This window comes from Variovorax sp. dw_954 (assembly GCF_018449755.1).
GTDB lineage: Bacteria > Pseudomonadota > Gammaproteobacteria > Burkholderiales > Burkholderiaceae_C > Variovorax.
Window position 1 is genome coordinate 60,693 of record NZ_JAAVVD010000010.1, and the last position, 24,507, is coordinate 85,199.

Annotated in this window: 23 protein-coding genes; 14 read left to right on the forward strand and 9 right to left on the reverse strand. The window is 67.7% G+C overall.

What is annotated here, in order from left to right; all coding sequences use genetic code 11:
- Positions 1-39: 39 nt before the first annotated feature.
- Positions 40-1,233 carry a CaiB/BaiF CoA-transferase family protein gene (locus HB681_RS17050; protein ID WP_213956045.1) on the reverse strand — a complete coding sequence of 398 codons (1,194 nt, stop codon included), beginning with the start codon at positions 1,231-1,233 and terminating at the stop codon, positions 40-42.
- Entirely contained in the window at positions 1,226-2,164 is a 939-nt protein-coding gene (locus HB681_RS17055; protein ID WP_213956046.1) for a hydroxymethylglutaryl-CoA lyase, read from the reverse strand. The genes HB681_RS17050 and HB681_RS17055 overlap by 8 nt, the downstream gene beginning before the upstream one ends.
- A 110-nt stretch (positions 2,165-2,274) precedes the next feature.
- On the opposite strand from HB681_RS17055, the gene HB681_RS17060 reads away from it, so the two are divergent.
- The 4 genes from HB681_RS17060 (at position 2,275) to HB681_RS17075 (ending at position 6,153) form a co-directional block, all read left to right on the forward strand.
- Positions 2,275-3,012 carry an IclR family transcriptional regulator gene (locus HB681_RS17060; protein WP_213956047.1) on the forward strand — a complete coding sequence of 246 codons (738 nt, stop codon included), beginning with the start codon at positions 2,275-2,277 and terminating at the stop codon, positions 3,010-3,012.
- Between the two features lie 132 nt (positions 3,013-3,144).
- Complete coding sequence (locus tag HB681_RS17065; RefSeq protein WP_213956048.1) at positions 3,145-5,331, forward strand: malate synthase G; 2,187 nt, start codon at positions 3,145-3,147, stop codon at positions 5,329-5,331.
- Positions 5,332-5,443: 112 nt separating this feature from the next.
- Positions 5,444-5,734, forward strand: a complete 291-nt coding sequence (locus HB681_RS17070) for a type II toxin-antitoxin system Phd/YefM family antitoxin (RefSeq protein WP_256734982.1) — start codon at positions 5,444-5,446, stop codon at positions 5,732-5,734.
- The gene (locus HB681_RS17075; protein WP_213956050.1) at positions 5,728-6,153 is read left to right on the forward strand and encodes a type II toxin-antitoxin system VapC family toxin; all 426 of its coding nucleotides are present in this window, start codon (positions 5,728-5,730) and stop codon (positions 6,151-6,153) included. Before HB681_RS17070 ends, HB681_RS17075 begins: the two co-directional genes overlap by 7 nt.
- A gap of 27 nt (positions 6,154-6,180) precedes the next feature.
- On the opposite strand, the gene HB681_RS17080 is transcribed toward HB681_RS17075, so the two are convergent.
- On the reverse strand, positions 6,181-6,867 hold the full coding sequence (locus HB681_RS17080) for a Fe2+-dependent dioxygenase (protein WP_213956051.1): 687 nt from the start codon (positions 6,865-6,867) through the stop codon (positions 6,181-6,183).
- A 28-nt stretch (positions 6,868-6,895) separates the two neighbouring features.
- Complete coding sequence (locus HB681_RS17085) at positions 6,896-9,187, reverse strand: TonB-dependent siderophore receptor (protein WP_213956052.1); 2,292 nt, start codon at positions 9,185-9,187, stop codon at positions 6,896-6,898.
- Positions 9,188-9,650: 463 nt separating this feature from the next.
- Between HB681_RS17085 and HB681_RS17090 the strand changes: the two genes are divergently transcribed.
- On the forward strand, positions 9,651-10,142 hold the full coding sequence (locus HB681_RS17090) for a fasciclin domain-containing protein (protein ID WP_256734993.1): 492 nt from the start codon (positions 9,651-9,653) through the stop codon (positions 10,140-10,142).
- Between the two features lie 52 nt (positions 10,143-10,194).
- Here HB681_RS17090 and HB681_RS17095 read toward each other — a convergent pair whose 3' ends face one another.
- Positions 10,195-11,562 (reverse strand): MATE family efflux transporter, encoded by a 1,368-nt coding sequence (locus HB681_RS17095; protein WP_256734983.1) that lies wholly within the window; start codon positions 11,560-11,562, stop codon positions 10,195-10,197.
- Positions 11,563-11,666: 104 nt separating this feature from the next.
- Between HB681_RS17095 and HB681_RS17100 the strand changes: the two genes are divergently transcribed.
- Together HB681_RS17100 and HB681_RS38120 are read left to right on the forward strand one after the other, a co-directional pair.
- Positions 11,667-12,572, forward strand: coding sequence for an ATP-binding protein (locus tag HB681_RS17100; RefSeq protein WP_213956055.1), 906 nt, complete (start codon positions 11,667-11,669; stop codon positions 12,570-12,572).
- A 188-nt stretch (positions 12,573-12,760) separates the two neighbouring features.
- Entirely contained in the window at positions 12,761-13,699 is a 939-nt protein-coding gene (locus HB681_RS38120) for a hypothetical protein (RefSeq protein WP_256734984.1), read from the forward strand.
- A gap of 26 nt (positions 13,700-13,725) precedes the next feature.
- On the opposite strand, the gene HB681_RS17110 is transcribed toward HB681_RS38120, so the two are convergent.
- Positions 13,726-13,863 (reverse strand): hypothetical protein, encoded by a 138-nt coding sequence (locus tag HB681_RS17110; RefSeq protein ID WP_213956056.1) that lies wholly within the window; start codon positions 13,861-13,863, stop codon positions 13,726-13,728.
- Between the two features lie 167 nt (positions 13,864-14,030).
- On the opposite strand from HB681_RS17110, the gene HB681_RS17115 reads away from it, so the two are divergent.
- On the forward strand, positions 14,031-17,624 hold the full coding sequence (locus tag HB681_RS17115; RefSeq protein WP_213956057.1) for a patatin-like phospholipase family protein: 3,594 nt from the start codon (positions 14,031-14,033) through the stop codon (positions 17,622-17,624).
- Positions 17,625-17,672: 48 nt separating this feature from the next.
- On the opposite strand, the gene HB681_RS17120 is transcribed toward HB681_RS17115, so the two are convergent.
- Positions 17,673-18,602, reverse strand: a complete 930-nt coding sequence (locus HB681_RS17120) for a LysR substrate-binding domain-containing protein (protein ID WP_213956058.1) — start codon at positions 18,600-18,602, stop codon at positions 17,673-17,675.
- A gap of 81 nt (positions 18,603-18,683) precedes the next feature.
- Between HB681_RS17120 and HB681_RS17125 the strand changes: the two genes are divergently transcribed.
- Positions 18,684-19,019, forward strand: a complete 336-nt coding sequence (locus HB681_RS17125) for a DUF2917 domain-containing protein (RefSeq protein ID WP_213956059.1) — start codon at positions 18,684-18,686, stop codon at positions 19,017-19,019.
- A 6-nt stretch (positions 19,020-19,025) separates the two neighbouring features.
- Here HB681_RS17125 and HB681_RS17130 read toward each other — a convergent pair whose 3' ends face one another.
- Positions 19,026-19,574 carry an ankyrin repeat domain-containing protein gene (locus tag HB681_RS17130; protein ID WP_213956060.1) on the reverse strand — a complete coding sequence of 183 codons (549 nt, stop codon included), beginning with the start codon at positions 19,572-19,574 and terminating at the stop codon, positions 19,026-19,028.
- A gap of 261 nt (positions 19,575-19,835) precedes the next feature.
- Here HB681_RS17130 and HB681_RS17135 point away from each other — a divergent pair, with 261 nt between their 5' ends.
- The 4 genes from HB681_RS17135 (at position 19,836) to HB681_RS17150 (ending at position 22,477) form a co-directional block, all read left to right on the forward strand.
- Positions 19,836-20,003: a hypothetical protein gene (locus tag HB681_RS17135; RefSeq protein ID WP_345944700.1), complete on the forward strand. Its 168-nt coding sequence runs from the start codon at positions 19,836-19,838 to the stop codon at positions 20,001-20,003.
- 3 nt (positions 20,004-20,006) lie between these two features.
- A complete protein-coding gene (locus HB681_RS17140; protein ID WP_213956061.1) occupies positions 20,007-20,801 on the forward strand; it encodes an enoyl-CoA hydratase-related protein in 795 nt (264 codons plus the stop codon).
- A gap of 116 nt (positions 20,802-20,917) precedes the next feature.
- On the forward strand, positions 20,918-21,397 hold the full coding sequence (locus HB681_RS17145) for a VOC family protein (RefSeq protein ID WP_213956062.1): 480 nt from the start codon (positions 20,918-20,920) through the stop codon (positions 21,395-21,397).
- A gap of 276 nt (positions 21,398-21,673) precedes the next feature.
- On the forward strand, positions 21,674-22,477 hold the full coding sequence (locus tag HB681_RS17150) for a DUF899 domain-containing protein (protein ID WP_256734985.1): 804 nt from the start codon (positions 21,674-21,676) through the stop codon (positions 22,475-22,477).
- 46 nt (positions 22,478-22,523) lie between these two features.
- Here the strand turns inward: HB681_RS17150 and HB681_RS17155 are convergent, their stop codons facing one another.
- Positions 22,524-23,387 carry an aldo/keto reductase family oxidoreductase gene (locus HB681_RS17155; protein ID WP_213956063.1) on the reverse strand — a complete coding sequence of 288 codons (864 nt, stop codon included), beginning with the start codon at positions 23,385-23,387 and terminating at the stop codon, positions 22,524-22,526.
- Between the two features lie 110 nt (positions 23,388-23,497).
- Here HB681_RS17155 and HB681_RS17160 point away from each other — a divergent pair, with 110 nt between their 5' ends.
- Positions 23,498-24,418, forward strand: coding sequence for a LysR family transcriptional regulator (locus HB681_RS17160; RefSeq protein WP_213956064.1), 921 nt, complete (start codon positions 23,498-23,500; stop codon positions 24,416-24,418).
- The last annotated feature ends 89 nt before the right edge of the window (positions 24,419-24,507 follow it).

Consider the following 24,507-nt stretch of genomic DNA (forward strand, 5'->3'; position numbering starts at 1 on the left):
GCGCATTGTCGCGAGGAAGGCACCAGCGGGTTGATCGGATCAGTCTCCCGTGGTGATGCGTTGTGACCTGAGCGCTTCGATATCGGCGTCGCTGTAGCCGACTTCCGTGAGCAGCGCGTTCGTGTGCTCGCCGAGCAACGGCGGCTGCAGGCGAATGCCGGGGCGCTCGCCGCCGATCGTGAACGGCATCAGCGGCGCCTTCGAGGTGCTGCCGTCGTTCATGCGGATCGGCGCGAGGCCGCCGGTGGCGTTGAGGTGCGGATCGTCGAACAGATCCTGCGGCTTGGTAATCGGCGCGAACGGCAGTTCGTTCTGCTCGAACACCGCGCTGAGTTCCGCGGCGCTGTGGTCGGCCAGGTGCGAGCGCAGGACCGGCATCATCCATTCGCGCGCGAGAACGCGGTCGTTGTTGGTCTTCAGGCGCGGGTCGGCCAGCATCTCCTCCAGCCCGAAGGCCTTGCAGAAGATGGCCCATTGCTTGTCGCTGACCGCAGCCAGGAAGATCTGCTCGCCATCCTTCACCGTGAAGACGTCATAGACGGCCCACGCCGAGATGCGGCTGGGCATCGGGTCGGCCGCCTTGCCGGTGGCGGCGAACTGCAGCATGTGCTGCGCGACCAGGAAGATGTTGTTCTCGAACAGCGCGGATTGCACCTCGCAGCCTTCGCCAGTCTGCTCGCGTTGCCTGAGTGCCGCCATCGCGCCGATCGCGCCGAACATGCCGCCCATGATGTCGTTGACGCTGCTGCCAGCGCGCAGCGGGTCGCCGGCGCGGCCGGTCATGTAGGCGAGCCCGCCCATCATCTGTACCACCTCGTCGAGCGCGGTGCGGTGGTCGTAGGGGCCGGGCAGGAAGCCCTTGTGGCTGACGTAGATGAGGCGCGGGTTGAGCTTCTTCAGGCGCTCGTAGTCGAGGCCCAGCTTCTTCATCGTGCCGGGCTTGAAGTTCTCGCTGACGATGTCCGCGGTGGCGATCAGGCGCAGTGCCGCCTCGATGCCTTCGGGGCGCTTGAGGTCGAGCGCGATGCTCTTCTTGTTGCGGTTGAAGGCCGGGAAGAATCCCGCGCCGGAACCAAGCAGCCGGCGCGTGTTGTCGCCTTCCACCGGCTCGACCTTGATGACTTCCGCGCCGAGGTCCCCCAGCAGCAGCCCGCAGGTCGGGCCCATGACCATGTGGGTGAATTCGATGACGCGGATGCCCGCGTAGGGCAATGGCTTGTGTGCTTCAGGCATTGGCGGTGCTCCCTTGCTGGACGAAGCCTTTGGGCAGGCCGGCCTCGGGCGTCATGCCGTAGACCGGCTCGCCGGGCAGGCCGGAGATGAGGGGCGCGCGCGCGGCGATGAGCTTGGCAAGGTCGATGCCGGTGCGCACGCCCATCGCCTCGAGCATGAAGACGAGGTCTTCGGTGACGACGTTGCCGGAGGCGCCGGGTGCGTAGGGGCAGCCGCCGAGCCCGCCGAGCGACGCGTCGAAGGTGCGCACACCTTCTTCATAGGCAGCGAGACAGTTGGCCAGGCCGAGTCCGCGCGTGTTGTGCATGTGGGCTGCGCCGGCGTGCTCGCCGAGTTCGGCGCGCAGGCGCCCGAAGAGGCGGCGCACCTGCGCCGGGTTGGCATAGCCGACGGTGTCGGAGAGGCCCGATTCGTCGGCGCCCGCGGCGATGCATTGCACCGCGAGCGCGATCACTTCGTCCTCCGGCACATCGCCTTGCAACGTGCAGCCGAAGGCCGTCGAGATGCCGGCCTCGAGCCGGACGTGCGGCGCAATGTCGCGACGCAGGTCGGCGATGGTGCGCACCTCCTCGACCATCTGCTCGCGCGTCTTGCGCACGTTGGCGAGCGAATGCGCGGCGCTGGCCGAGACCGGCATCGTGAGCTTGTGCACGCCGGCGGCCAGCGCCGCCTCGGCGCCGCGCCGGTTGGGCACCAGCGCCATCACGGTGAGGCCGGGGAGCGTGATCGCATGGCGCACCACCTCGGCCGCGTCGACCATCTGCGGCAGCAGCCGCGCGGGCACGAAGGAGGCGACCTCGATCTCGCGCACACCGGCCGCGTGGAGCGCGTCGATCCAGCGCAGCTTGTCGGCGGTCGGCATCGTGGCCTTGACCGATTGCAGGCCGTCGCGCGGACCGACCTCGCTGATCAGCACCTGGGGGGATGTCATGTCCATTTTTCTCCGCTGGCTTGACCGTTCTATCTATCAGAACTATATTCTGACAAACAGAATTAAATCGACGGGTCGGCAAGCTGTCAAGCCACGCGCCAGGAGATGCCATGCCACGCAAAGCCCAGACCGAATCAGCTTCCGACCTCAACGCCGCGCCCGGCGGTGCCGCCGCGGTCGACCGCGCGCTGAGCCTGCTGGCCGCGTTCCAGCCTGGCGACGAGGCCTTGTCGCTGGGCGACTTCGCCGCGCGCACGCAGCTCTACAAGAGCACCGTGCTGCGGCTGCTCGCCTCGCTGGAACATGCCGCGCTGGTCCGCCGGCTCAACGACGGTCGCTACGCGCTGGGCGCAGAGATTGCACGCTTGCACAGCCTCTATGCGGCCGCCTTCTCGCTCGACCAGATCGTGCCGCCCGTGCTGCGCGAGCTGGTCGCGGCCACCGGCGAGAGCGCGGCGTACCACGTGAAGCAGGGACATGGCCCCGACGCGGTGCGCGTGTGCCTCTATCGCATCGATTCACCTCATCCGATCCGCGACCACATCAAGGCCGGTGACGTGCTGCCGCTCGGGCGGGGCACTGGCGGACGCGTGCTCACGGCGTTCGACACCGAGGCAAACGCGCCGGTCGGCAAGGACAAGGCCCTCTACGCGAAGATCCGCAAGGACGGCTACTTCAGCAGCGTCGGCGACCGCCTCGCCGATGTCGCGGGCATATCCGCCCCGGTGCACGATGCGCACGGCGCGCTGGCCGCAGCGGTGACCCTCACCATGCCGGCGCACCGCTACGACCCGGCCTACATCGGGCCCGTTTTGGCCGCTGCGAAGCAGCTCAATGGCCGTGTCTGACCCTCTATTACCTGCATTCAGGTCACGAATAACGGGATTCTTCGGCGATTAATCTTTGCGTCGGTATCCAATACAGTACCGGCACGGGTTTTGCGCCCACCCATTTCATATATCCCCCCGAGGTTTCCCCATATGACCGACCGCACCACAGTCCACGGCCTCCAGGTCGCGAACGAACTCCACCAGTTCATCGAACAGCAAGTCCTGCCCGCCACCGGCGTGGACAGCGCGACCTTCTGGAAGGGCTTCGACGCGATCGTCAGCGACCTGTCGCCGAAGAACATCGCCCTGCTGGCCGAGCGCGACCGCATCCAGGCCGAGATGGACAGATGGCACAAGGCCAACCCGGGTCAGATCAAGGACATGCCGGCCTACCGCGCCTTCCTCGAGAAGATCGGCTACCTCGTGCCGTCGCCGAAGGATGTGCAGACGACCACCTCGAACGTCGATGCCGAACTCGCGCAGCAGGCCGGACCGCAACTGGTGGTGCCTATCCTCAACGCCCGCTACGCGCTGAACGCCGCCAATGCGCGCTGGGGCTCGCTGTACGACGCGCTCTATGGCACCGACGCCATCCCCGAGACCGACGGCGCCACAAAAGTCGCGGCAGGGGGCAAGGGCTACAACCCGGTGCGCGGCGCCAAGGTCATCGCCTTCGCACGCAACGTGCTCGACCAAGCCGCGCCGCTGGCCAACGGATCGCACAAGGATGCGACCGGCTACAGCGTGAAGGACGGCCAGCTCTACGTCACCCTGCACAACAGCGGCACCGCGCTGGCCGACCCCTCGCAGTTCATCGGCTACACGGGTGACGCGTCGGCGCCGAAGTCGGTGCTGCTCAAGCACAACGGCATCCACCTCGACATCCAGATCGACCGCAGCACCGCCATCGGCAAGACCGACGCGGCCGGCATCAGCGACGTGGTGATGGAAGCCGCGCTTTCCACCATCCTCGACCTGGAAGACTCGGTCGCCGTGGTCGATGCACAGGACAAGGTGGTCGCCTACGGCAACTGGCTCGGCATCCAGCTCGGCACGCTCACCGAAGAAGTGAGCAAGGGCGGCAAGACCTTCACGCGCGGCCTGAACCCCGACCGCGAATACACCGGCGCCGACGGCAAGCCCATGAAGCTGCATGGCCGTTCGCTGATGTTCGTGCGCAATGTCGGCCACCTGATGACCAACCCGGCCATCCTGTACGCGGGCGGCAAGGAAATCCCCGAAGGCATCCTGGACGCCGTCGTCACCACGACCATCGCCACCATCGACCTCAAGCGCAAGGGCAACTCGCGCACCGGCAGCATCTACATCGTCAAGCCCAAGATGCATGGCCCGGCCGAAGTCGCCTTCGCCAACGAACTGTTCGGCCGCGTCGAGCAACTGCTGGGACTGCCGGCCAACACCGTGAAGCTCGGCATCATGGACGAGGAGCGCCGCACCAGCGTCAACCTCAAGGCCTGCATCGCCGCCGCTTCGGCGCGCGTGGCTTTCATCAACACCGGCTTCCTGGACCGCACCGGCGACGAGATGCACACCGGCATGCAGGCCGGCGCGATGCTGCGCAAGGGCGACATGAAGACCACGCCGTGGATCACCGCCTACGAGAAGAGCAACGTGCTGGTTGGCCTGGGCTGCGGCCTGCGCGGCAAGGCGCAGATCGGCAAGGGCATGTGGGCCATGCCCGACCTGATGGCCGACATGCTGAAGATCAAGATCGGCCATCCGAAGGCCGGCGCCAACACGGCCTGGGTGCCCTCGCCCACCGCCGCCACGCTGCATGCGCTGCACTACCACCAGGTCAACGTGGCCGAGGTGCAGAAGGAACTGGAAAAGATCGACGCCGACGCCGAGCGCGACAACATCCTGAACGACCTGCTGCAAGTGCCGGTGTCGCCGACGACCCACTGGACGGCCGAGGAGAAGCAACAGGAACTCGACAACAACGTGCAGGGCATCCTCGGCTACGTGGTGCGCTGGATCGACCAGGGCGTGGGCTGCTCCAAGGTGCCGGACATCCACAACGTCGGCCTGATGGAAGACCGCGCCACGCTGCGCATCAGCAGCCAGCACATCGCCAACTGGCTCCTCCACGGCATCGTGACGAAGCAGCAGGTCGACGCGACCTTCGAACGGATGGCCGCCGTTGTCGACGCGCAGAACGCAGGTGATCCGCTGTACAAGAACATGGCCGGCAACTTCAAGACCTCCGCCGCCTACATGGCCGCGCAGGACCTGGTGTTCAAGGGCATCGAGCAGCCGAGCGGCTACACCGAGCCGCTGCTGCATGCATGGCGCTTGAAGGTGAAGGGCGAGGCTTGATGCTCGGCTGAGCGATAGGCTGCAAAGACAAACGGCGCTTCGGGCGCCGTTTGCGTTCATGCGCAGGAGCCCCGCGCAAAATGTACAATTGAGTTGTACAACGAGGCGCCCGATGCAACAGATTCCTTTCTCCCAGGCCCGCGCCAACTTGGCGGACACACTGCGCGGTGTGGAAGATGGCAACGAACCGGCCATGATTTCACGGCGCGGTGCGCCCGCTGCGGTGCTGATGTCGGTTGCGCAGTTCCGCCGGCTCTCAGCGTCGGCGCAGGGATTCGCCAGCAAGTTGGACGAATGGCGCCACCACTACCTGGATGCATCCGATACCGATGAAGCGTCGGCTTGGCCGGATCTCTGGGCCGACGTGCGCGACCCTGCGGTCGGCCGAGATTTCAAATGGTGAGTTGGCTCCTCGACAGCAATGTGTTGTCGGAGGCCGCTCGCCCACAGCCGAACGGCGCACTGCTGGGGGCGTTGACCCGGCACACAGGTGAACTGGCTATCGGTGCACCTGTATGGCATGAACTGCGTTTCGGCTGGTTGCGCATGCCGCATGGCCGAAGGCGCGATGCCATCGAGCGATACCTGACTGATGTCGTGGGCTCGTTGCCGATCCTGGCCTACGACGCCGCTGCCGCACGCCTACACGCCGAGATTCGCGCGGAATCGGAACGCATCGGGATGGTCCTTCCTTTCGTTGACGGCCAGATCGCCGCCATTGCGATGTCCCGAGGCTTGACGCTGGTGACCCGCAATCTGAAAGACTTTGCCGGCATTCGAGGCTTGCGCATCAGCAGCTGGTGGACCGAATCCGACTCGTGACCGCAACGCCGCCTGGGGCACCCACCCTCAGGTATCGCTCCACTTCCGCAGCAGGTTGTGATACGCGCCGGTCAGCGTGCGCCGCGCCGACTCATCGGCACCCGTCTGGTTCAGCCGCTGGATCGCGTTGTCCATGTCGAACAGCAGCGCCCGGTCGCCGGCATCGCGCACCAGGCTCTGTACCCAGAAGAAGCAGGCCACGCGCACGCCGCGCGTGATCGGCGTTACGCGGTGCACGCTCGTCGCCGGATACAGCACCATGTCGCCGGCCGCGAGCTTGACGCTCTGCATGCCATGCGTGTCCTCCATCTGGAGTTCGCCGCCGTCGTAGCTCGCCGGGTCCGACAGGAACAGCGTTGCCGACAGGTCGGTGCGCACCTTGCGGCCGTTGTACGGGTGGATGCGCACGCCGCCATCCACGTGCAGGCCGAAGGTCATGCCCTCGCTGTAGCGGTTGAACATCGGCGGGTAGAGGAAGTTCGGCAGCGCCGCGCTGATGAAGACGGGATTGCGTTCGAGTGCGGCAGCGACGACGTCCTGGCACTCGCGCGCGACCCCGGCGTGCTCGTCGATCTGCTGGTTGAACTTGACCGGCGCGCCCTGATGGCCGGCCGTGACGCGGCCATCGACCCACGCATCGCCGGCCGCGTCGAGCCTCGCCCTCAGCTGCGCGACGGCTTGCGCATCGAGGACTTTCGGAATGCAGACCAGCATGGCGTTTCGGGTCGCCCGAGAGCCGGGCTCAATAGAAGCGGTAGTTGAGCGACAGCGTGGCGGAGGTGCCGGAACCCGGCACCGCGCGACCGCCATCGGACGGGATCAGCGCGTCGTAATAGTACTTGTTGGCCAGGTTGAAGATGTTCAGCCGCACGTCGTACTTCGGCTGGTGGAAGGCGACCATCGCATCGAAGCGCGTGTAGCCCGGCACCTGGACCAGGTCGGTGTTGTTGGCATAGCGCGCCGAGCTGGCGGTGGCGCCGAGGCCGGCTTCCCATTCGGGCGTGAAGGCATAGGTGGTCCACACGCTGGCCGCGTTCTTCGGCGTGTTGGCCGGCACCTTCCCCTGCGTGCCGGGCGCGATGCCGTCGACGATCTTCGCGTCGAGGTAGGTGTAGGCGCCGAACACCTGCAGCTTGTCGGTGATGCGGCCGGCGACACCCGCGCGCGCGCCGTTCACGCGCACGGTCCCGGTCGCGGTGTAGGTCCCGTCGTTGTTCTGCGAGCGCGCGTTGGTCTGCGTGATCTGGAAGGCAGCGGCGCTGAGGGAGAGATTGCCGTTGTTGAGGTCCCACTTGCCGCCGCCTTCGTAGGACTTGTTCTCCTGCGGGGGCAATGGCTGCGTGCCGCCCGTGGTGGACACGAGTTGCTCGAGCGACGGATTGAACGACGTGCTGTACGAGACGTAGTACGACTGCTCCGGCACCGGCTGCCAGATGCCGCCGGCCCGCACGCTGGTGAAGTCGATGGTCTGCTGCACGTAGCCCAGCGTGGTTGCCGACGTGACCGTGTTGGCGACCTCGGCCTTGAAATGGTCCTGCCGCACGCCGGCCACGAGCTTCCACTGCGGGCTGAACTCGATGGTGTCGTTGACGTAGCCGGCCACGGTGTCGCCGCTGGCGCTGGCCAGGTTGCCCGGCAGCGAAGGTGCGTTGGCGGGCGAGCGGATCTCGATCGGATCGGCCAGCGGCGTGCAGGACACATAGCCGCTGGTGGTGCCCGCCGGATTGAGCGCGGCCCTGCCGCAGGTGCCATTGCGGTAGTAGGCCTGGTTGCGGTAGCTGTCGTGGCCCAGCTCGAGGCCCGCCAGGAGTGTGTGCTTGATCGGGCCGGTGTCGAACTTGGCGCTGAGCTCGGTGAGGTTGAACAGCGACCGGTCATCGATTACGCGGTCGTGGCTTTGCTGGCGCACCCAGAGCTGCTCGACGGGCAACGCGCTCGTCAGGGGCAGCGGCACCGCGGTGGTGCCGGTCGTGCCGGCGACGTAGGCACCGTTGACGAGACGGCCGATGTTCTGCGGCGCGGTCTCGCGCGCGTCGGTGGTCACGTCGTTGAACTGCGTCTGGTTGCGGATGCGCATGTCCGGGGTGAGCTTGTGATCGATCGTCACGCCGAGCGAGCCGATGTCGGAGATGGTGCGGTCGTCGCTGAAGCCGTAGGCATTGTTGCGGTCGACCTTGGCCGGGTGGCCGTTGAGCGGCGGCACGCCGTAGTCGGGCATGTCGTGGTTGTGCTGCACCAACGCCGACAGGGTGACTTGCGTGGGCGTGTTGATGCCGAACTTGAGCACCGGCGCGATACCGACATCCTGCAGCCGGGTCTGGTCGCGCGTGGTGGCGTCGCCTTCCTGCGCCATACCGGAGAGGCGGAAGGCGGAGGTCTCGGACAGCGGCTGGTTCACGTCCACCGTCGTGCGCACCAGGCCCGTGGTGCTGGCGGACACCGACGCCTCTGCCGCGGCGGTGAGCGACGGTCGCTTCGTGACCTGGTTGATCACGCCGCCGGTCGAGCCGCGGCCGAACAGCATGGACGACGGCCCCATCAGCACCTCGACCGCGTCGAGCGCAAAGACGTCGCGGTAGTACTGGGCGCGGTCGCGCGCGCCATCGAGGTAGATGTCGGTGCGCGCGGAGAAGCCGTTGAGGTTGATGTTGGTGCCGATCTGCCCGCCCTCGGCGCCGCCGATGGTCAGGCCCGGCACGTTGCGCAAGGCACTGGCCAGCGAGGTGGCGCCCTGCGACTGCATGAGCGCGCTGTCGATGACGATGACGGATTGCGGCACGTCGTGCGGGTCGCCGCCCACGCGGCCGACGGACAGCGACGGCGCGCTGAAGCTGCCCTTGTCGTCGGCGGCGGGCACCTGGATCTCGCGCAGGGTCGCGGGCTGGCTGGTGCCGGGGGCCGACGTGGCAGGCGCCGCGGGCGGGGTCGGTGCTTGCTGGGCCGCGGCGCCGGAACAGGCGGCCAGGGCGAACAGGGCGGTCAGGCCGAGGGCCACCGGCGTGCGTCGGGCGGCCGGGTGTTGCTTGCGAATCATGGGGTCTTCTCCTGGGAAAGCCAGCGCCTGCAATGGGTCCTGCGGGCGCTGCAGACGCGCGAGCGCGGCGCGCTGTCGAGGGCTAAATGCTAGCTACGAATCACTCGCATTTGCGTTTGATTTGGCAAGCGTGCGATGCACGCCACTGATCTGAAATTGTTCGTCTCAGGTCAGCTTGCGTACAGATTTCGTCAGGGCTTTCTCGCGCCCAATGCGTTTGTGCCGTGAAGCCCACGCGCCCTTGAATCCGGCGTGGATTCGCACGCGTACTCGAAGCAAGCGCAACGCGCCCCCGCGCTGATGGCGGTTTCCACAGATGCCTTGTCTTACCCAACCTTCCAGGAGCTTCCCAATGAAAAAACTCATGATTGCCGTCGGCGTTTCAGTCCTGCTCAGCGCTTGCGCGGGCGGCATGGGAACGAGCGGCAACAGCGTGTCCAACGGCGGCAGCGGCAGCACGGCGATGCCGATGGCGAACCCGATGGTCGGCGGCGCAGCGATGTATCCGACCAAGGATATCGTCGACAACGCCGTCAACTCCAAGGACCACACGACGCTGGTCGCCGCGGTGAAGGCCGCCGGCCTCGTCGACACGCTCAAGAGCCCAGGCCCCTTCACCGTGTTCGCGCCCACCAACGAAGCCTTCGCCGCCTTGCCCCCAGGCACCGTCGACACGCTGCTCAAGCCCGAGAACAAGCCGACGCTCACGAAGGTGCTGACCTATCACGTGGTGCCCGGCCGGATGGACGGCCCCGCCCTGATGAGCGCCATCGCCGCGGGCGGCGGCAAGGCCATGCTGAAGACCGCCAGCGGCGGCACGCTCACCGCGACGATGAGCGGCAGCAAGGTGATGGTGACCGACGCCAAGGGCGGCACCGCCACGGTGAGCATTGCCAACGTCTACCAGTCGAACGGCGTGATCCACGTCGTGGACAAGGTGCTGCTGCCGGGTTGAGCGCAGCGGTCAAGCGCAGCGGGTTGTGCCGGGCGGGGTGTGCGCAGCTTCGCTACGCATCCTCGCCATCGGGCGACATCAGCACTGCCAGCGCGGACGCGCTGCCCGCCTCGGGCACCGGCGCTGCTTCCAGCGGCGCATCCGCGTCCTGCACCGGCCCAAGGCGCGCCGCCAGCCGGAACGCGACCACCATCGCGAGCGTGCCGAAGATGGCCGCGCCCGCCGCCTGCCCCACCAGCACGCCGGCCGGCCCGTAGTGCGAACCGATCCAGGCGAACGGAATGGTGCCCAGCGTGGCGCGTGCCCAGTTGAACCCGGTCGACAGCAGCGGCCGGCCGAGGTTGTTGAACGCCGCGTTGGCCACGAACAGCGCGCCCACGAAGAAGAAGCCCGCGGCAATCCACGAGCAATACGCATGGATCAGCGCCGCCGCCGGGCCTTCGGCGGAGAAGGCCCAAACGATCAGCGACTGCCCCAGCGCCAGCACCAGCCAAGCCACGCCCACCGCGAAGACCATGAACAGCAGGCTGTCGCGCAGCCCCTCGCGCACGCGCCGGTATTGCCCCGCGCCAAGGTTCTGCGCAAGGATCGGCCCAACCGCGCCACTCAGCGAATACACCAGCCCGAACGCGACCGGCGTCACGCGGTCGATGATGGCCTGCCCCGCGACGGCCGACGCGCCGAACTGCGCGATCGAGTGCGTCACGAAGGCCGCGCCGACGGGCGTTGCCAGGTTGGTCAGCACGCCCGGCCCGGCCACGCCCGCCAGCAGCCGCGCATCGGCACGCAGCCGCACGGGATCGAAGCGCGCCAGCAGATGGTGCCGCACGACCACTCCCCGCATGCCGACCGCCGCCAGCATGCAGCGCGAGATCACCGACGCTGTTGCCGCGCCCTCCAGCCCCATGCCCAGTCCGAAGATCAGGATCGGATCGAGCACCGCGGTGGCGACTGCCGCACCGAGCGTCACCATCATCGCGCGCCGCGCATCGCCCACGGAACGCAGCAGGGCCGCGCAGGCCATGCCGACGCCGAGCAGGGGCATCGACATGACGGTGATCGCAAGGTAGCGGGCCGCATACCGCTCGGTATCGCCCGTGGCGCCGAGCGCGCGCAGCAGCGGGTGCAGGAACATCAGCGTGACGATGCCCACGCTCGCCGTGACCGCGACCATCAGCACGAGGCTGGATGTCGCGATGCAGCGCGCATCGGCGCGACGGCCCGCACCGATCGCACGCGCCACCACCGCCGTGATGCCGATGGTCACGCCGATGCATATCGACGTATGAAAGAAACCGACGACACCCGCAAAGCCGACGGCAGCGGCGATTTCCTTTTCGCCGAGGCGCGAGATGTAGAACAGGTTGATCAGGTCGACGACGAAGACCGCGATGAGCCCGATGGCCGCGGTGGTCGACATGACGCAAACATGCTTTATCAATGACCCGGTAACGAAACGTGGTTTGTCGGTGTCGTGTGTGGTCATGAGCCGAGCCATTTTGCGCGAGGGCGAAGGGCTCACTATTGGATGCCTGGGAAGTCCTGCTGGGCACGCCCGGGCCGCAGCCCGTCTTCATCGTGTTGTCGCGTTCGGCGAGCGAGGCCGAGGCCATCGACGCGGTGCGGCGTGGTGCCTGCGATTTCGTGCGCAAGGACGCGCTGCCGCAACTGGCCCGCGTGATGGTGCGCGCGCTGGACGCGAGCCGCATCCGCACCACGAAGGAAGATTCGCAAGCCGAACTGGCGGGCTCCGTCGAGCGCTCGACGGCACTCAACGACGAGCTTCGCAGGTGCATCGAGGAGGAGCGCCAGGCGATCGCGCGCGAGGTGCAGGACGACATCGTCGGCTCGCTCGCGGCGCTGGAGTCCGACCTGGGCTGGATCGGCTGGCAGGCGAAGGAACCGGCCGTGCTCGACCATGTGAATGCCGCCACCGAGATGCTGCAGCATGCCATCGGCGCCAGCCAGCGCATCGTGCAGGACCTGCGGCCCCAGGTGCTGGAGCGCGGCATCGTGGCGGCAGTCGATTGGCTGGCGGATTCATTCGAGCGTCGCACCGGCGTCAAGACCGCGTTCACGAGCACGCGTGAAGTCATCCATGCACCGGAGGATGTGCAGCTCGTGGCCTTTCGCACCGCGCAGGCGGCGCTGACCACCATTGCCAGGCATGCCGCCTGCAGCGAAGTGCGCATCGACCTGTCGGATGGCGAGAACGGGCTGACCCTGGAGATCACCGACAACGGCCGAGGGCTGACGCGGGCGGACCTCGAGAAGCCCCGGGCGTTCCGCGGGCTGGGCGCACGCGCGCGCACCGTCGACGGCCGGCTGGACATCAGCAACAAGGGCGGTGGCGCGGGCACGTCCATCGTCTGCTCGGTGCCGCTGGCGCCGGTGGAAGGCAGCCTGAAGACCGCGCGGCTGCAGACCTGAGGGAGCCGTCCCGCAAACAACCGCGCCCAGCCATTTGGCGGTCCCCATCCGCCCGGACGATCGACCCGTGCATCGCCCGTTCCTCCCATCCGCGAGGGAGCAAAGCGGCGTGCACGGCGTGGCGCGGATGGACCGCGACGCCTCATTTGTTCGAGAATTCAATTTCTTACAAATGGAGTGCCAAGAACATGAACCCGAGGACGATCCCTTTTCCCGCGCTGGCCTTGACGGCCGCCGTTGCGCTGCTTGCCGCGGGCTGCTCATCCACCGGCAGCAAGTCTGCGGATTCGGGTGCGTCGGCGCAGGCCAGCACCGCGGCGCCGCCCGCGCCGCCTCCCAAGCCCACGATCGAGGGAATGGGCTATGACGAGTTGGCAGGCGTGCTGGGCGACGGCGCAGGCAAGGGCCTCAAGCAGGATCTCGTCGGCAAGACCGTCACGCTGTCGCTGTCGAAGCCCAGCGGGCGCGGCGCACCGGCGGGCACCTACGTGGTGAGCGATGGCGACTCGACCTACTTCCGCTGCCGCGCCGTCGGCGGCGGCTTCAGCGGCGGCGAGGTGGTGACCAAGATCCGCGACTACCGCTACGTCGCCAAGCCGCTGCAACGCATCGTCGACCTCGACCGATGCGCCGTGGCCGCCTCCGCCGAACCAGCGCGGCCGGCCGCGGCGGCTGCCGCCACAACGGCGGGTGCGGCGGCTGCTGCGCCCGCACCGTCCAGCGCCGGCGCAGGCACCGTCGGCGCCGGCAAGCCCGGCATGGACTCGCGCGGCAATGTCGTCGACTCCTCCAAGGTTGAGGCCGGCAGCGGCCGCACCGTGAAGGGCCTCAACGACTACGAGGGCGAGATCACCGGCAACCCCGGGCCCGGCAGCAAGTTCACACGCTTGCAGATCGGCATGCCGACGCGGCAAGTGACCGACCTGATCGGCCCGCCCACGGACCAGGGCGTCTACGTGACCGGCAAGGCCTTCATCCCGTTCTACTTCGGCAGCGATCGCCACCGCTACGAGATGACCTACAAGGGCCAGGGGCGCCTGGTGTTCGCAGGCGGCGGCATGGGCGATTTCTCGAGCGGCAACCTGATCTGGATCATCCATAACCCGAACGAGGCCGGGTACCGCTGAAAAGGTGCGGATCTTTCTGCCCGTTGTCAGTACGCGTTCTGGTAGCGCTCGACCTGGCAATCGAAGGAGCCCGGGTTCGTCTGGCAGACCCCATAGCCGCCGGGCGGTGCGGTGCCGCAGCCGGCGAGCACGCCCAGGAGCATTGCGCTTATCCACTTGACCATGAGTCCTCCGCCGGCAAAGTTGCCTTGCGACTGTACCGGCAGTGCGATGCGCGTGCCGGTGATTTCTCCACATCGACCTGAGGTGGCGGACCTCCACTGATTTGGGGATTGGTTCTTCGAGGCGAGGCCGATAGAGTCGATCGAGTCTTCGCAAAGGAATCTGGCCCATGACCACCGAAGCCGAATCCGCACCCGCCAAGGCAAGGGTCGCCGCAGCGGCGGCGCCACGCGAGACCGCCGATGCAGCGCGGGCGGACCGGGAAGGCCGCGCGTTGCGAATGGCCGAGGCGCTGGACATCGAGAGACGCGTGCTCGATCGCGAGCACCCTGTGCACGCCACCGTGGCCTTCGAGCAAATGCGCAACGCGCTGCCGACCGGCGACGAGGCACCGCCCCGGGCAAGAGGCACGGTCGGGCTCGCCTTGTCGGGCGGCGGCATTCGCAGCGCGACCTTCGGGCTGGGCGTGCTGCAGGCGCTGGCCGCCCACGGAAAGCTCGGGGCCTTCGACTACCTCTCCACCGTCTCCGGCGGCGGCTACATCGGCAGTTGGCTCAGTGCCTGGATCCATCGTGCCGGCCTGGCCGAGGTGCAGGCGCAGCTCGGCGAATTCGGCAGCGTCAACAGCAAGGGATCGCCGACCTCGGCCGAGCCCGGCGAGGTGAGCTGGCTGCGCCGCTACAGCAACTACCTCGCGCCGCGCACGGGCCTGCTGTCGTACGACACGCTGACCCTCATCACCACATGGCTGCGCAACGTCACGCTGAACGCGGTGGTGCTCGTCGGCTTTCTTTGCGCCGTGCTGGCCCTGCCCTTCCTGCTGCTGGCGCTGATGCGCTTCGGCGAGGCCAACTATGTCAGCTTCGGCTTTGCGGCGGCATGGTGGGGCATCGTCTTCTTCAGCATGATCGGCTACAACCTGTGGCAACAGAGCATGCGGTCCAAGCGCAAGCGCAACTGGGTGATCTCCACACCGGGCGTGGTCGCGACGGTGGTGCTGCCCGGCGTGATGACCTGTTGTTGCGCGGCGATCTGGCTGGGCGATCCGGCGCAGCAGACGATGCCGATCAACCGCAACGCCGGCGCGATCGTCGCCAGCCTGTTGGCGCTCATGTTCGTGGGCTGGGCGCTCGCGGAAATCCTGCTCAAGCCGAGGAGTGTCCAGCTGAGCCGGTCCGAATTCTGGGTGATGTCGGGCGCCGGCGTGCTCGGTTTCGCGGCCGGGGCGCTGGCGCTCGCGGGGCTCTATCTCGGCTGGCGCGCGCTGCTCGCCAACAACACGGTGAACCAGGCCGAGATCCTGTTGCTGCTGCTGGGCCCGCCAAGCCTGGTGTTCGCCTTCGCCGTGGCCACGACGGTCTTCACCGGCATGGTCGGCCGTGCGTACTTCGAGCGCAGCCGCGAGTGGTGGAGCCGGCTCAATGCATGGCTGCTGTCCTTCGGCACCGCCTGGGCCCTCTGGATCGGCCTGGCATTTTTCTCGTTGCCGCTGCTGGTCTGGATGCATTCGCAGATCGGCAACTGGGTGGCGCTGCTGGGCACCGGCTGGATCGGCAGCCTGCTCACCTCCGTCCTGTTCAAGAAGCCGGAGACCAAGTCGAAGCAGTTCGCGATGAACGTCGACAGCATCCTCAACCTCGCGGCCGGCATCTTCATCGCGGGATTGCTCGTCGTGCTTTCCGCGCTGGTGGCGCAAGGGTTCCTGCTGCTGTCGAACCAGCAGCCCGACGTATCCCGGCTGCCGTTCGAGGCCGCGAAGGCCGCCTATGAAGTCACGGATGCAGGGCAGCAACTGGCCTATACCGTGGTCGCGAAACCGGAACCGAGCCACTCGCTTGCGGTGACGACGCAGGCCTACCTGGAGGCCTTCCACGACATCCGGGGCACCCCGCTGCGGTTGCCATTCAAGGTCGATGGAGTGGATGTCGAACTGACCGTGCCGGCAGCCACGGTGCTGTGCCTGGTCCTGATCGTCCTGCTGTTCGGCTGGCGCGTGGACGTCAACAAGTTCTCGCTGCACAACATGTACAAGAACCGGCTCATCCGCTGCTACCTGGGCGCCAGCAACCAGAGCGTGCGCAACGAGCAGCCCTTCACCGGACTGGACGATGCGGACGACTTGCCGCTGTCGACGCTGGGCGGCGCCGTGGACAAGTTCGAGCCGATGACGACCACCGTCCCCGCCCAGCGCCCGATGCAGATCATCAATGCCACGCTGAACCTCACGCAGGGCAACAACCTCGCGTGGCAGGAGCGCAAGGCCGCGTCATTCAGCTTCACGCCCGTCCTGTGCGGCTTCTCGCTGGAACGCACGCAAGGCGATTCCACGGCCATGGACAACCGGGCCAGCGGGGAGATCCCGGGCTACCGGCTCACGGTGGACTACGGCGTGCGCAGGCACGAGGATCCGGACGACGAGGAAAAGGGCTTCACCCTCGGCATGGCGCTGGCCACCTCCGGTGCGGCGCTGAGCCCGAACATGGGCCATGCCAGCCGGCCAGTCCGGGCCTTCGTGCTGACGCTGTTCAATGTGCGCCTGGGCCGCTGGAGCGCCAACCCGGCCGGCGACAAATGGCACAAGCCGAGCCCCGCCTTCGGCCTGGTGCCGCTGCTGCAGGAGCTGTTCGGCTACAGCAACGAGCGCAGCAACTTCGTCTACCTCTCGGACGGCGGGCACTTCGACAACCTCGGCATCTACGAGCTGGTGCGCCGCCGCTGCGGGACCATCTTCGCGGTGGACGCGGGCGCGGATCCGGAACGCAAGATGGACGACCTGGCGGAGACCATTCGCAAGTGCCGCATCGACCTCGGCGTCGAGATCGAGATGCCCGAACTGCCATGGCTGCAAGCCAACGAGAACGGGCTGGCGCAACAGGGCTACGCACGGGGCGTCATCCGCTATGACCTCGACGATCGAGACCAGGACGGCATGCTGATTCTTCTCAAGCCGACCCTGACGCGCGCACGCACCGAGCCCGTGGACGTCCTCAACTACGCGCGCCTGAATCCGCCCTTCCCGCAACAGACCACCGCGGACCAGTTCTTCGACGAGAGCCAGTTCGAGAGTTACCGGCGCCTGGGCCTCGGCATCGCCGAGGAATGCCTGGCGCAGCACGGCGGCCTGCTCCGGACGCTGACCGATGGCCTGCCCGCCGCCCCGCCGGAGCTTCTCGGGGAGGGGCCCGCCTGGTCCACCCGGTTCGTCGGGTTGCTGGCCAAGCTCCTCGGGCGCCCGCACAAGCCATTCCCGCCACGCGATGGGGTGCTGGCGGACATGCATGTCGGCTTCCTGTTCATGATGTTCGCGGGGTTCCTCCTGTTCTACCTGTTCGACGCGTACATGCTGGGCCTGGACAGCCACGGCTGCGACTCACTCGCGAAATGCCAGGAATTCCTGCCAAAGCTCGTGGCCGCCAGCCAGGCATCGCCGAGATGGTTCCTCGCCCGCGCCTTTGCCGACGATGTGTTCGTGCTGATCTACTCGGCCACGCTGATCAGCGGCTACCTGGTGGCGCTGGCGAAGACGCGCCGCGCACGACTGTGGCTTGGCCTGCTGTTCCTGCTGGTGCTGCTGGGCGCTGGCGCGGACCTGACGGAGAACGCCGTGCAGATGAGCTGGACCCAGGAGACGGCGCCTTCGGCGCTGTCTCCCGATCTCGCGCCGGTGACCCTGGCCAAGTTCGTGCTGGTGTCGGTGGCATTGGCGATCCTGTTGGTCCTGGAGTTCTGGATCGTCAAGGTGCTGCGGCGCCGATGGAGATAGCGGCCGGCCGTTGCCATGCGCGTGGCGCGCGGAGGGGGCGCGACCGGATCAGGCCGGGGCGGCCTCCGCCTCCGCCCGCAGCCATCGCACGAAGTCCTGCGCATCGCGATTGCCCGCGGCGCGCACCGATGTGTCGATGAAGTAGCCGCGCCGCGAGGCCGCACCCTCGCCGAAGGGCGCGACCAGGCGGCCGTCCTGCAGCAGTTCGCGCAGCAAGGGCATGCGGCCGATCACAACGCCCTGGCCCGCCACCGCGGCGGCCACCGCATCGGTGTAGTGCGAGAAGCGCAGCACGCTTTTCATGCGCAACGCGGCCAGGCCCATCACCTGCAGCCAGGGCTCCCAGTCGACCGTGGGTGCCTCGTGGTGGTTGGGCGCGTCGATGGTCAGCAGCGTCTGGTTGTCGAGGTCGGACGGCGTGCGCAGCGCGGCCGCCAGGGAAGGCGCGCAGACCGGCATCACCGACTCCTCGAACAGCGCCGTGCCGTTGCCGCGCGCAATCGGCACGAAGCGCACGGCCAGGTCGAGGCGGCTGCGGTCCAGGTCCAGCACGTCGAGGGTGGCCGACACGCGCACGTCGACCTGCGGATGCGCCGCCGTGAAATGCGCAAGCCGGGGGATCAGCCAGAGCGAGGCGAAGCCCGGCGTGCAGGTGATCGCTACCTCGCGCGCCACGGGCGCGGAGCGCACGCGCGCGGTGGCGTCGCGCAGCCGCTCCAGGCTGTCGACCACCGCGCGCTGCAGCACGACGCCGGCCTCGGTCAGCGCCAGCGCGCGATGCCGGCGCTCGAACAGCAGCACGCCGAGGTTGCCTTCGAGCTGCTGCACCTGCCGGCTGACGGCCGATTGCGTCAGGGAGACCTCTGCCGCGGCCTCGGTGAAGCTCAACCGGCGCGCGGCGGCCTCGAAGCTGCGAAGCAGTTCCAGGGGCGGCAGGTCGTCGAGTCGATTGGCAGGTTTCACATTCTCTGGATGCATGCAACGAGTTCCTATTCATCGTGTGCAGTTGAGAGGCACGCCCACTATATTCATTCTCACAACGAATGTGAAAGGGTCATCATGAACAAGCACTCCGCCAATCTCAGCGCCACCGTGTCCTCGGCCTTCCAGATGGGGCTGCCAGCCCACGCGGTCTACAGCGTGGGCGATGCATCGGACGTGCGCATCACCTGCCGCAGCGGCTCGGTGTGGATCACGCTCGACGACGATCCGGTGGACACCGTGCTGGCGCCCGGCGAGCAGTTCACGACGCCGCTGCACCGGCGTGCGCTGGTGTCGGCCCTGGAAGCCTCCTGCATCGCGGTCGCGCCCGCAGTGGAGCGCAGCGTGGCAAGGCAGGCGGCCAGTGCGTATCGCACGCCGGCCTTGCATCTGCGGGACTTCCTGCCCGCCTGATGCCGTTCAGCGCCGCTTGAGCAGCGCGGCGATGTCGGCCCGGCCCGCGGCCTTGGCCAAGTCGTAAGGCGTCTCGCCTCGGGTGTCCGCGATGGCGGGATTGGCGCCGCGGGCCAGCAGCACCTTCACGACCGCGGCGTTGGCCTTGCCCTGGACCGCGACATGCAGCGGCGTCCAGCCGAGGTAGTCGCCGCGGGCGTTGGGATTGGCGCCCTGCCGCGCCAGCAGTTCCACGATGACCGGCGAGCCGGCCTGCACGGCCGTGTGGATCGGGTACCAGCCGTCGCCGCTTTTCAATTGCGGGTCCGCGCCGCAGCGGATCATCGCCTGCACTTGCGCGAAGTCATTGGCCGCCGCCGCGCGCGACAGCGGCGTGTCGGCGGTGGGTTCGCCGCCGTCATTGGCCTGGCTGGGGATGCCCGCGCATGCTGGCATGGCGGAGGCGGCTGTGGAAGCCGTGGCCGAGGCAACAGGCTCTGCCGCAAGAGCGCCCCCCGCCGCGCCGATGAGCATGCCCGCCGCCAGCACGACGGCAGTCGCTTTGCATGAATGCATGTGGTGGTCTCCCTGACTGTTTCTTTTTCTGCAATGGCCGCCTGCCCGGCATGCCCGCCCGCATCGCGGGTGGCGCCAGCAGGCTCGACAAGCAGATTACCAGCGCCGCCGCAGTCGTCGGACGCGGGCGGCATCGGCATCGGCTTGCGCGGCACGCAATCCACACATATCTCACGCCTCTGCCGGTCTGGCTGCGCCGCGCCATGTCACCCGTGCGACGCGGGTTGATACCGAGTTGATCTGGCCCGTGCGCCGCCCAAGATCAAAGGCGGCGCCATCGCGCTCTACCATCCGCTCGGCGCCCCTGCCTTGAAGCGCATGACGACGCCCGTCAATGCCCTCGGGACGTGCGCCAGGCGCCAAGCCCTGCAGCCCATCTGCAAAGGTGGCGACAGCATGGCCAACGTGACCATTTTGGAAAGACCCTGAACCATGTCATTCGTTTTGTATGAAGTCGAGAACAGCGTTGCGACGATCACGCTGAACCTTCCCTCCAAGCTCAACCCGATCGCGCGCGACCTGCAGCATGAATTGCGCGATGCATTGGCCCGCGTGAACGCGGACAAGGGGGTGCGGGCCGTGGTGCTGACGGGCGCCGGCAAGGCCTTCTGCGTCGGCGCCGACCTCAGCGCGATGAATGCGCCGGAGGAAGGCAAGACGCTCGGCGACCAGACCGCGGAGTGGATGCAGTCGCTGAGCAACCCGATCATCAGCGGCCTGCGCCAATTGGCGGTGCCGGTGGTCTGCGCGGTGAACGGCCCCGCGGCCGGCGCGGGGGTCGGCCTGGCGCTGGCAGGCGACGTGGTGCTGGCGGCACGCAGCGCGTATTTCTATCTTTCGTTCCTGCCCAAGCTCGGCATCGTGCCGGACCTCGGCTGCACCTGGTTCCTGCCGCGCCTGGTCGGCCCGGCGCGTGCCTTGGGCATGGCGCTGCTCGACGAGCGACTGAGCGCCGAGAAGGCTGCGCAATGGGGCCTGATCTGGGCCTGCGTCGATGACGACTTGCTGCTGCTCGAAGCGCAGAAGACGGCGGAACGCCTCGCGCAATTGCCTGCGCACGCGATCCTCGAAGCGCGCAAGGCCTTTGCGGCGAGCGAGCGCCACACGCTGGAAGAGCAACTGCACTATGAGAGCGAACGGCAGCGCGAGTTGCTGATGAAGCCGAGCTTCCGCGAAGGGGTCAACGCGTTCCTGCAGAAGCGGGCGGCGGTGTTCGAGGGGCGCTGAGGCGGCTTCTGGCCCGGGCATCGGTTCATGCCGTTCGACAGCCTCCGGGAAATCGACGATCGGCGTTGCCCCGGCATGCCAGATATCCGATGCTCGCCCCTTTCCAGGAGACACCGATGATCCCCAAGAACACGATCTGCATCTGGTACGACAGCGAAGCCGTCGAGGCCGCGAACTTCTACGCCAAGACCTTCCCCGACAGTTCCGTCGGCATCGTCATGCGCGCGCCGGGCGACTATCCCAGCGGCAAGGAAGGCGATGTCCTGACGGTCGAGTTCACCGTTGCCGGCATTCCCTGCGTCGGGCTGAACGGCGGCCCGCATTTCAAGCAGACCCAGGCCTTCTCGTTCCAGATCGCGACCGACGACCAGGCCGAGACCGACCGCCTGTGGAACGCGATCGTCGGCAACGGCGGCAAGGAGAGCGAATGCGGCTGGTGCCAGGACCGATGGGGCGTGTCATGGCAGATCACCCCACGCGTCCTCACCGAGGCGGTGACCGGCACCGATCGCGCAGCGGCCAAGCGCGCGTTCGAGGCAATGATGACCATGCGAAAGATCGACGTCGCTGCGATCGAGGCGGCGCGGCGAGGTTGACACGGACACCTGGCTCGAGGGCGTATGCAAGCGTGGCCCGTCGTGCGCAAGTGCATGCGGCTCCGACACGCGGAATCCCGCCAGACTTGTTACTCCCGCCTCTCGCCGTCCCGGTGCCAGACTGCCTCGCAAGTCGATGTGGCTTTGCCATCTCGACTGGATCCCCCAGCGGAAGCGGGCGCGCAGCCCGGCCCTGGGGCTCATCGAGTCAGCCGCGAACGACGCGCAGCGAACAGGATCGCGTCGTGCCGTTCGCCCAACCAGGAGAGTCCAGCCATGACGAGATCCACCCACCCCGAATCGACGACCACCGCGCAGCCCGCCATGCACACGCCCCCGGTCGTGTCCCCGCAGGCCTGGGAAGCGGCCCGACATCAATTGCTCCTGAAGGAAAAGGCCCACACGCGCGCCCGTGACGCCCTGGCGGCCGAGCGTCGGCGCATGCCCTGGATGGCCGTGGAGAAGTCGTATTCGTTCGAAGGTCCGAGCGGCACGGCCAGCCTGCCGGACCTGTTCGACGGCCGGCGCCAGTTGATCGTCTACCGCGCCTTCTTCGAGCCGGGCGTGTTCGGCTGGCCCGACCACGCTTGCAGGGGCTGCTCGATGGTGGCCGACCAGGTCGCCCACGTCGCGCACCTGAACGCGCGTGACACCACCCTCGTCTTCATCTCGCGTGCGCCGCAGGCGGACATCGCGCGACAGAAGGCGCGCATGGGCTGGGAGTCGATCCCGTGGTTCACCATCACCGACAGCTTCGATGCCGACTCCGGCGTGGACGAGTGGCATGGCACCAACGTGTTCTTCCGCGATGGCGATCGCATCTGCCGCACCTACTTCCTCAACAACCGCGGCGACGAGCAGATGGGCGGCACCTGGAACTACCTCGACATCACACCGCTCGGCCGGCAGGAAGTGTGGGAAGACTCGCCCGAGGGCTACCCGCAGACGCCGACCTACAAGTGGTGGAACTGGCACGACAACTACGAGGCGGAGCAGGCCGCGCCCGACAAGAAGTGGGTCGAAGTCACGGATGCGGGCGAGGCGGCATTCCGGGCGCTGGAGACGGCCAGGAAGACTTGAGGCTGCAGCCCGATGCCGGGCAGCGGCCCAGCAGCTCAACCTCGGCTTAGATGCTGTCCAGCGCCGCCAAATCGTCGGCGCTCAGCTCGATGGCCGAGGCGGCGATGTTCTCCCGCAAATGCGCGACCGATGAGGTCCCCGGAATGAGCAGTACGTTCGGTGAACGGTGCAGCAGCCAAGCCAGGGCCACCTGCATCGGCGTCGCGCCGAGCCGAGCCGCAACGCCATTCAGCACGCCGGATTGCAGCGGCGTGAAGCCACCCAGCGGGAAGAAGGGCACGTAGGCGATGCCATCCGCGGCCAGCGCGTCGACCAGCGCATCGTCACCGCGGTGCGCAAGGTTGTACTGGTTCTGCACGCAGGTGATCGGCACGAGCGCACGGCCCTGCGCGACCTGCGTTGCCGTCACATTGCTCAAGCCGATGTGCCGGACCAGGCCCCGCTCGCGCAATTCCGCCAACGCGCTCAGCGGTGCCTCGATGGACCCTTCGGCCGGGCCGTGCACATCGAACATCGCGCGCAGGTTCACCACCTCCAGCACGTCCAGGCCCAGGTTGCGCAGGTTTTCGTGCACGGCGCGCTCCAGGTCGGCCGCGGAGAACGCCGGATTCCACGAGCCGTCGCTGCCGCGCACGGCGCCGATCTTGGTGACGATGACCAGGTTGTCGCGATACGGGTGCAGCGCCTCGCGGATGAGTTGGTTGGTCACATGCGGGCCGTAGAAGTCGCTGGTGTCCAGGTGATTGACGCCGAGTTCGACCGCTTCGCGCAGCACGGCAAGCGCAGCCTCGCGGTCCTTGGGTGGCCCGAAGACGCCCGGGCCCGCGAGCTGCATCGCACCGTAGCCGATGCGGCCCACGGTGCGATGGCCAAGGCGATAGGTGCCCGGGAGGAGGGTGCTGTCTGTCATGGTGCTTTCTTCTTCAGGATGATTGCGATGCCTCCAATCTATGCGCCAGGTCACTGCGCGACAATCCATCGCAATCTGCACAGGCCGTGCGGAAATCCGGACAGCAGCGCATGGACGAATTCGCAGACCTCACCGCCTTCCTCTCGGTCACGCGCGAAGGCGGCTTTCGCGGCGCCGCGCGTACAGGCAACACGAGCGCATCGCGCCTGAGCGATGCCGTGCGGCGGCTGGAGGCCCGCCTCGGCGTTCGCCTGCTCCACCGCACCACGCGCAGCGTGACGCCCACCGATGCCGGCGCGCGCCTGATCGAGCGGCTGGAACCGGCGCTCGGTGAAGTTCGTGCAGCCCTGGACGTGGTCAACGGCTTTCGCGACCGCCCGGCCGGTCGCCTGCGGCTCAACGTGCCGGTCAGTGCCGCGCGACTGGTGCTGCCGCGCGTGCTGCCGCCCTTCATGGCCATGTACCCGGACATCCTGCTGGAGGTGGACGCGGAGGACCGCTTCGTCGACGTGCTGGCCGGCGGCTTCGACGCCGGCATCCGCTACGAGGAACGGCTGGAGCAGGACATGGTCGCCGTGCCGATCGGACCGCGCGTGCAGCGCTTCGCGGCAGCGGCCTCGCCGGCCTATCTCGAACGCCATGGCCGGCCCGCGCATCCGCGCGAGCTGCTCGCGCACGCCTGCCTGCGCGGACGCTTCGCGAGCGGCGCGATGCCGGCCTGGGATTTCGAGCGCGGCGGCAAGAAGGTCAAGGTCGAGCCGAAGGGGCCGTTGATCGTCGGCATCGGCGCCACGACCGAGCTGGCGGTGGACGCGGCCATCGCCGGCAGCGGCGTGGTCTATCTCTTCGAGGACTGGCTGCGTCCGCACATCGAGCGCGGCGAACTGGAGCCGGTGCTCGAACCATGGTGGCCCCGCTTCTCCGGCCCCTTCCTCTACTACGCCGGCCGTGCGCAGCTGCCGGCGCCGCTGCGCGCCTTCGTCGACTTCGTGAAATCCATGCAGCCCTGGGATCGCGGCGAGCCTGGCTGAGGAGACTGTGATCGATCAGGACCGTCGTCCGGATCCTGGGCCCGGGCGCGGGCGCAGCAAGGCGGCATCGCGACTGTTGCGGGGTTGCG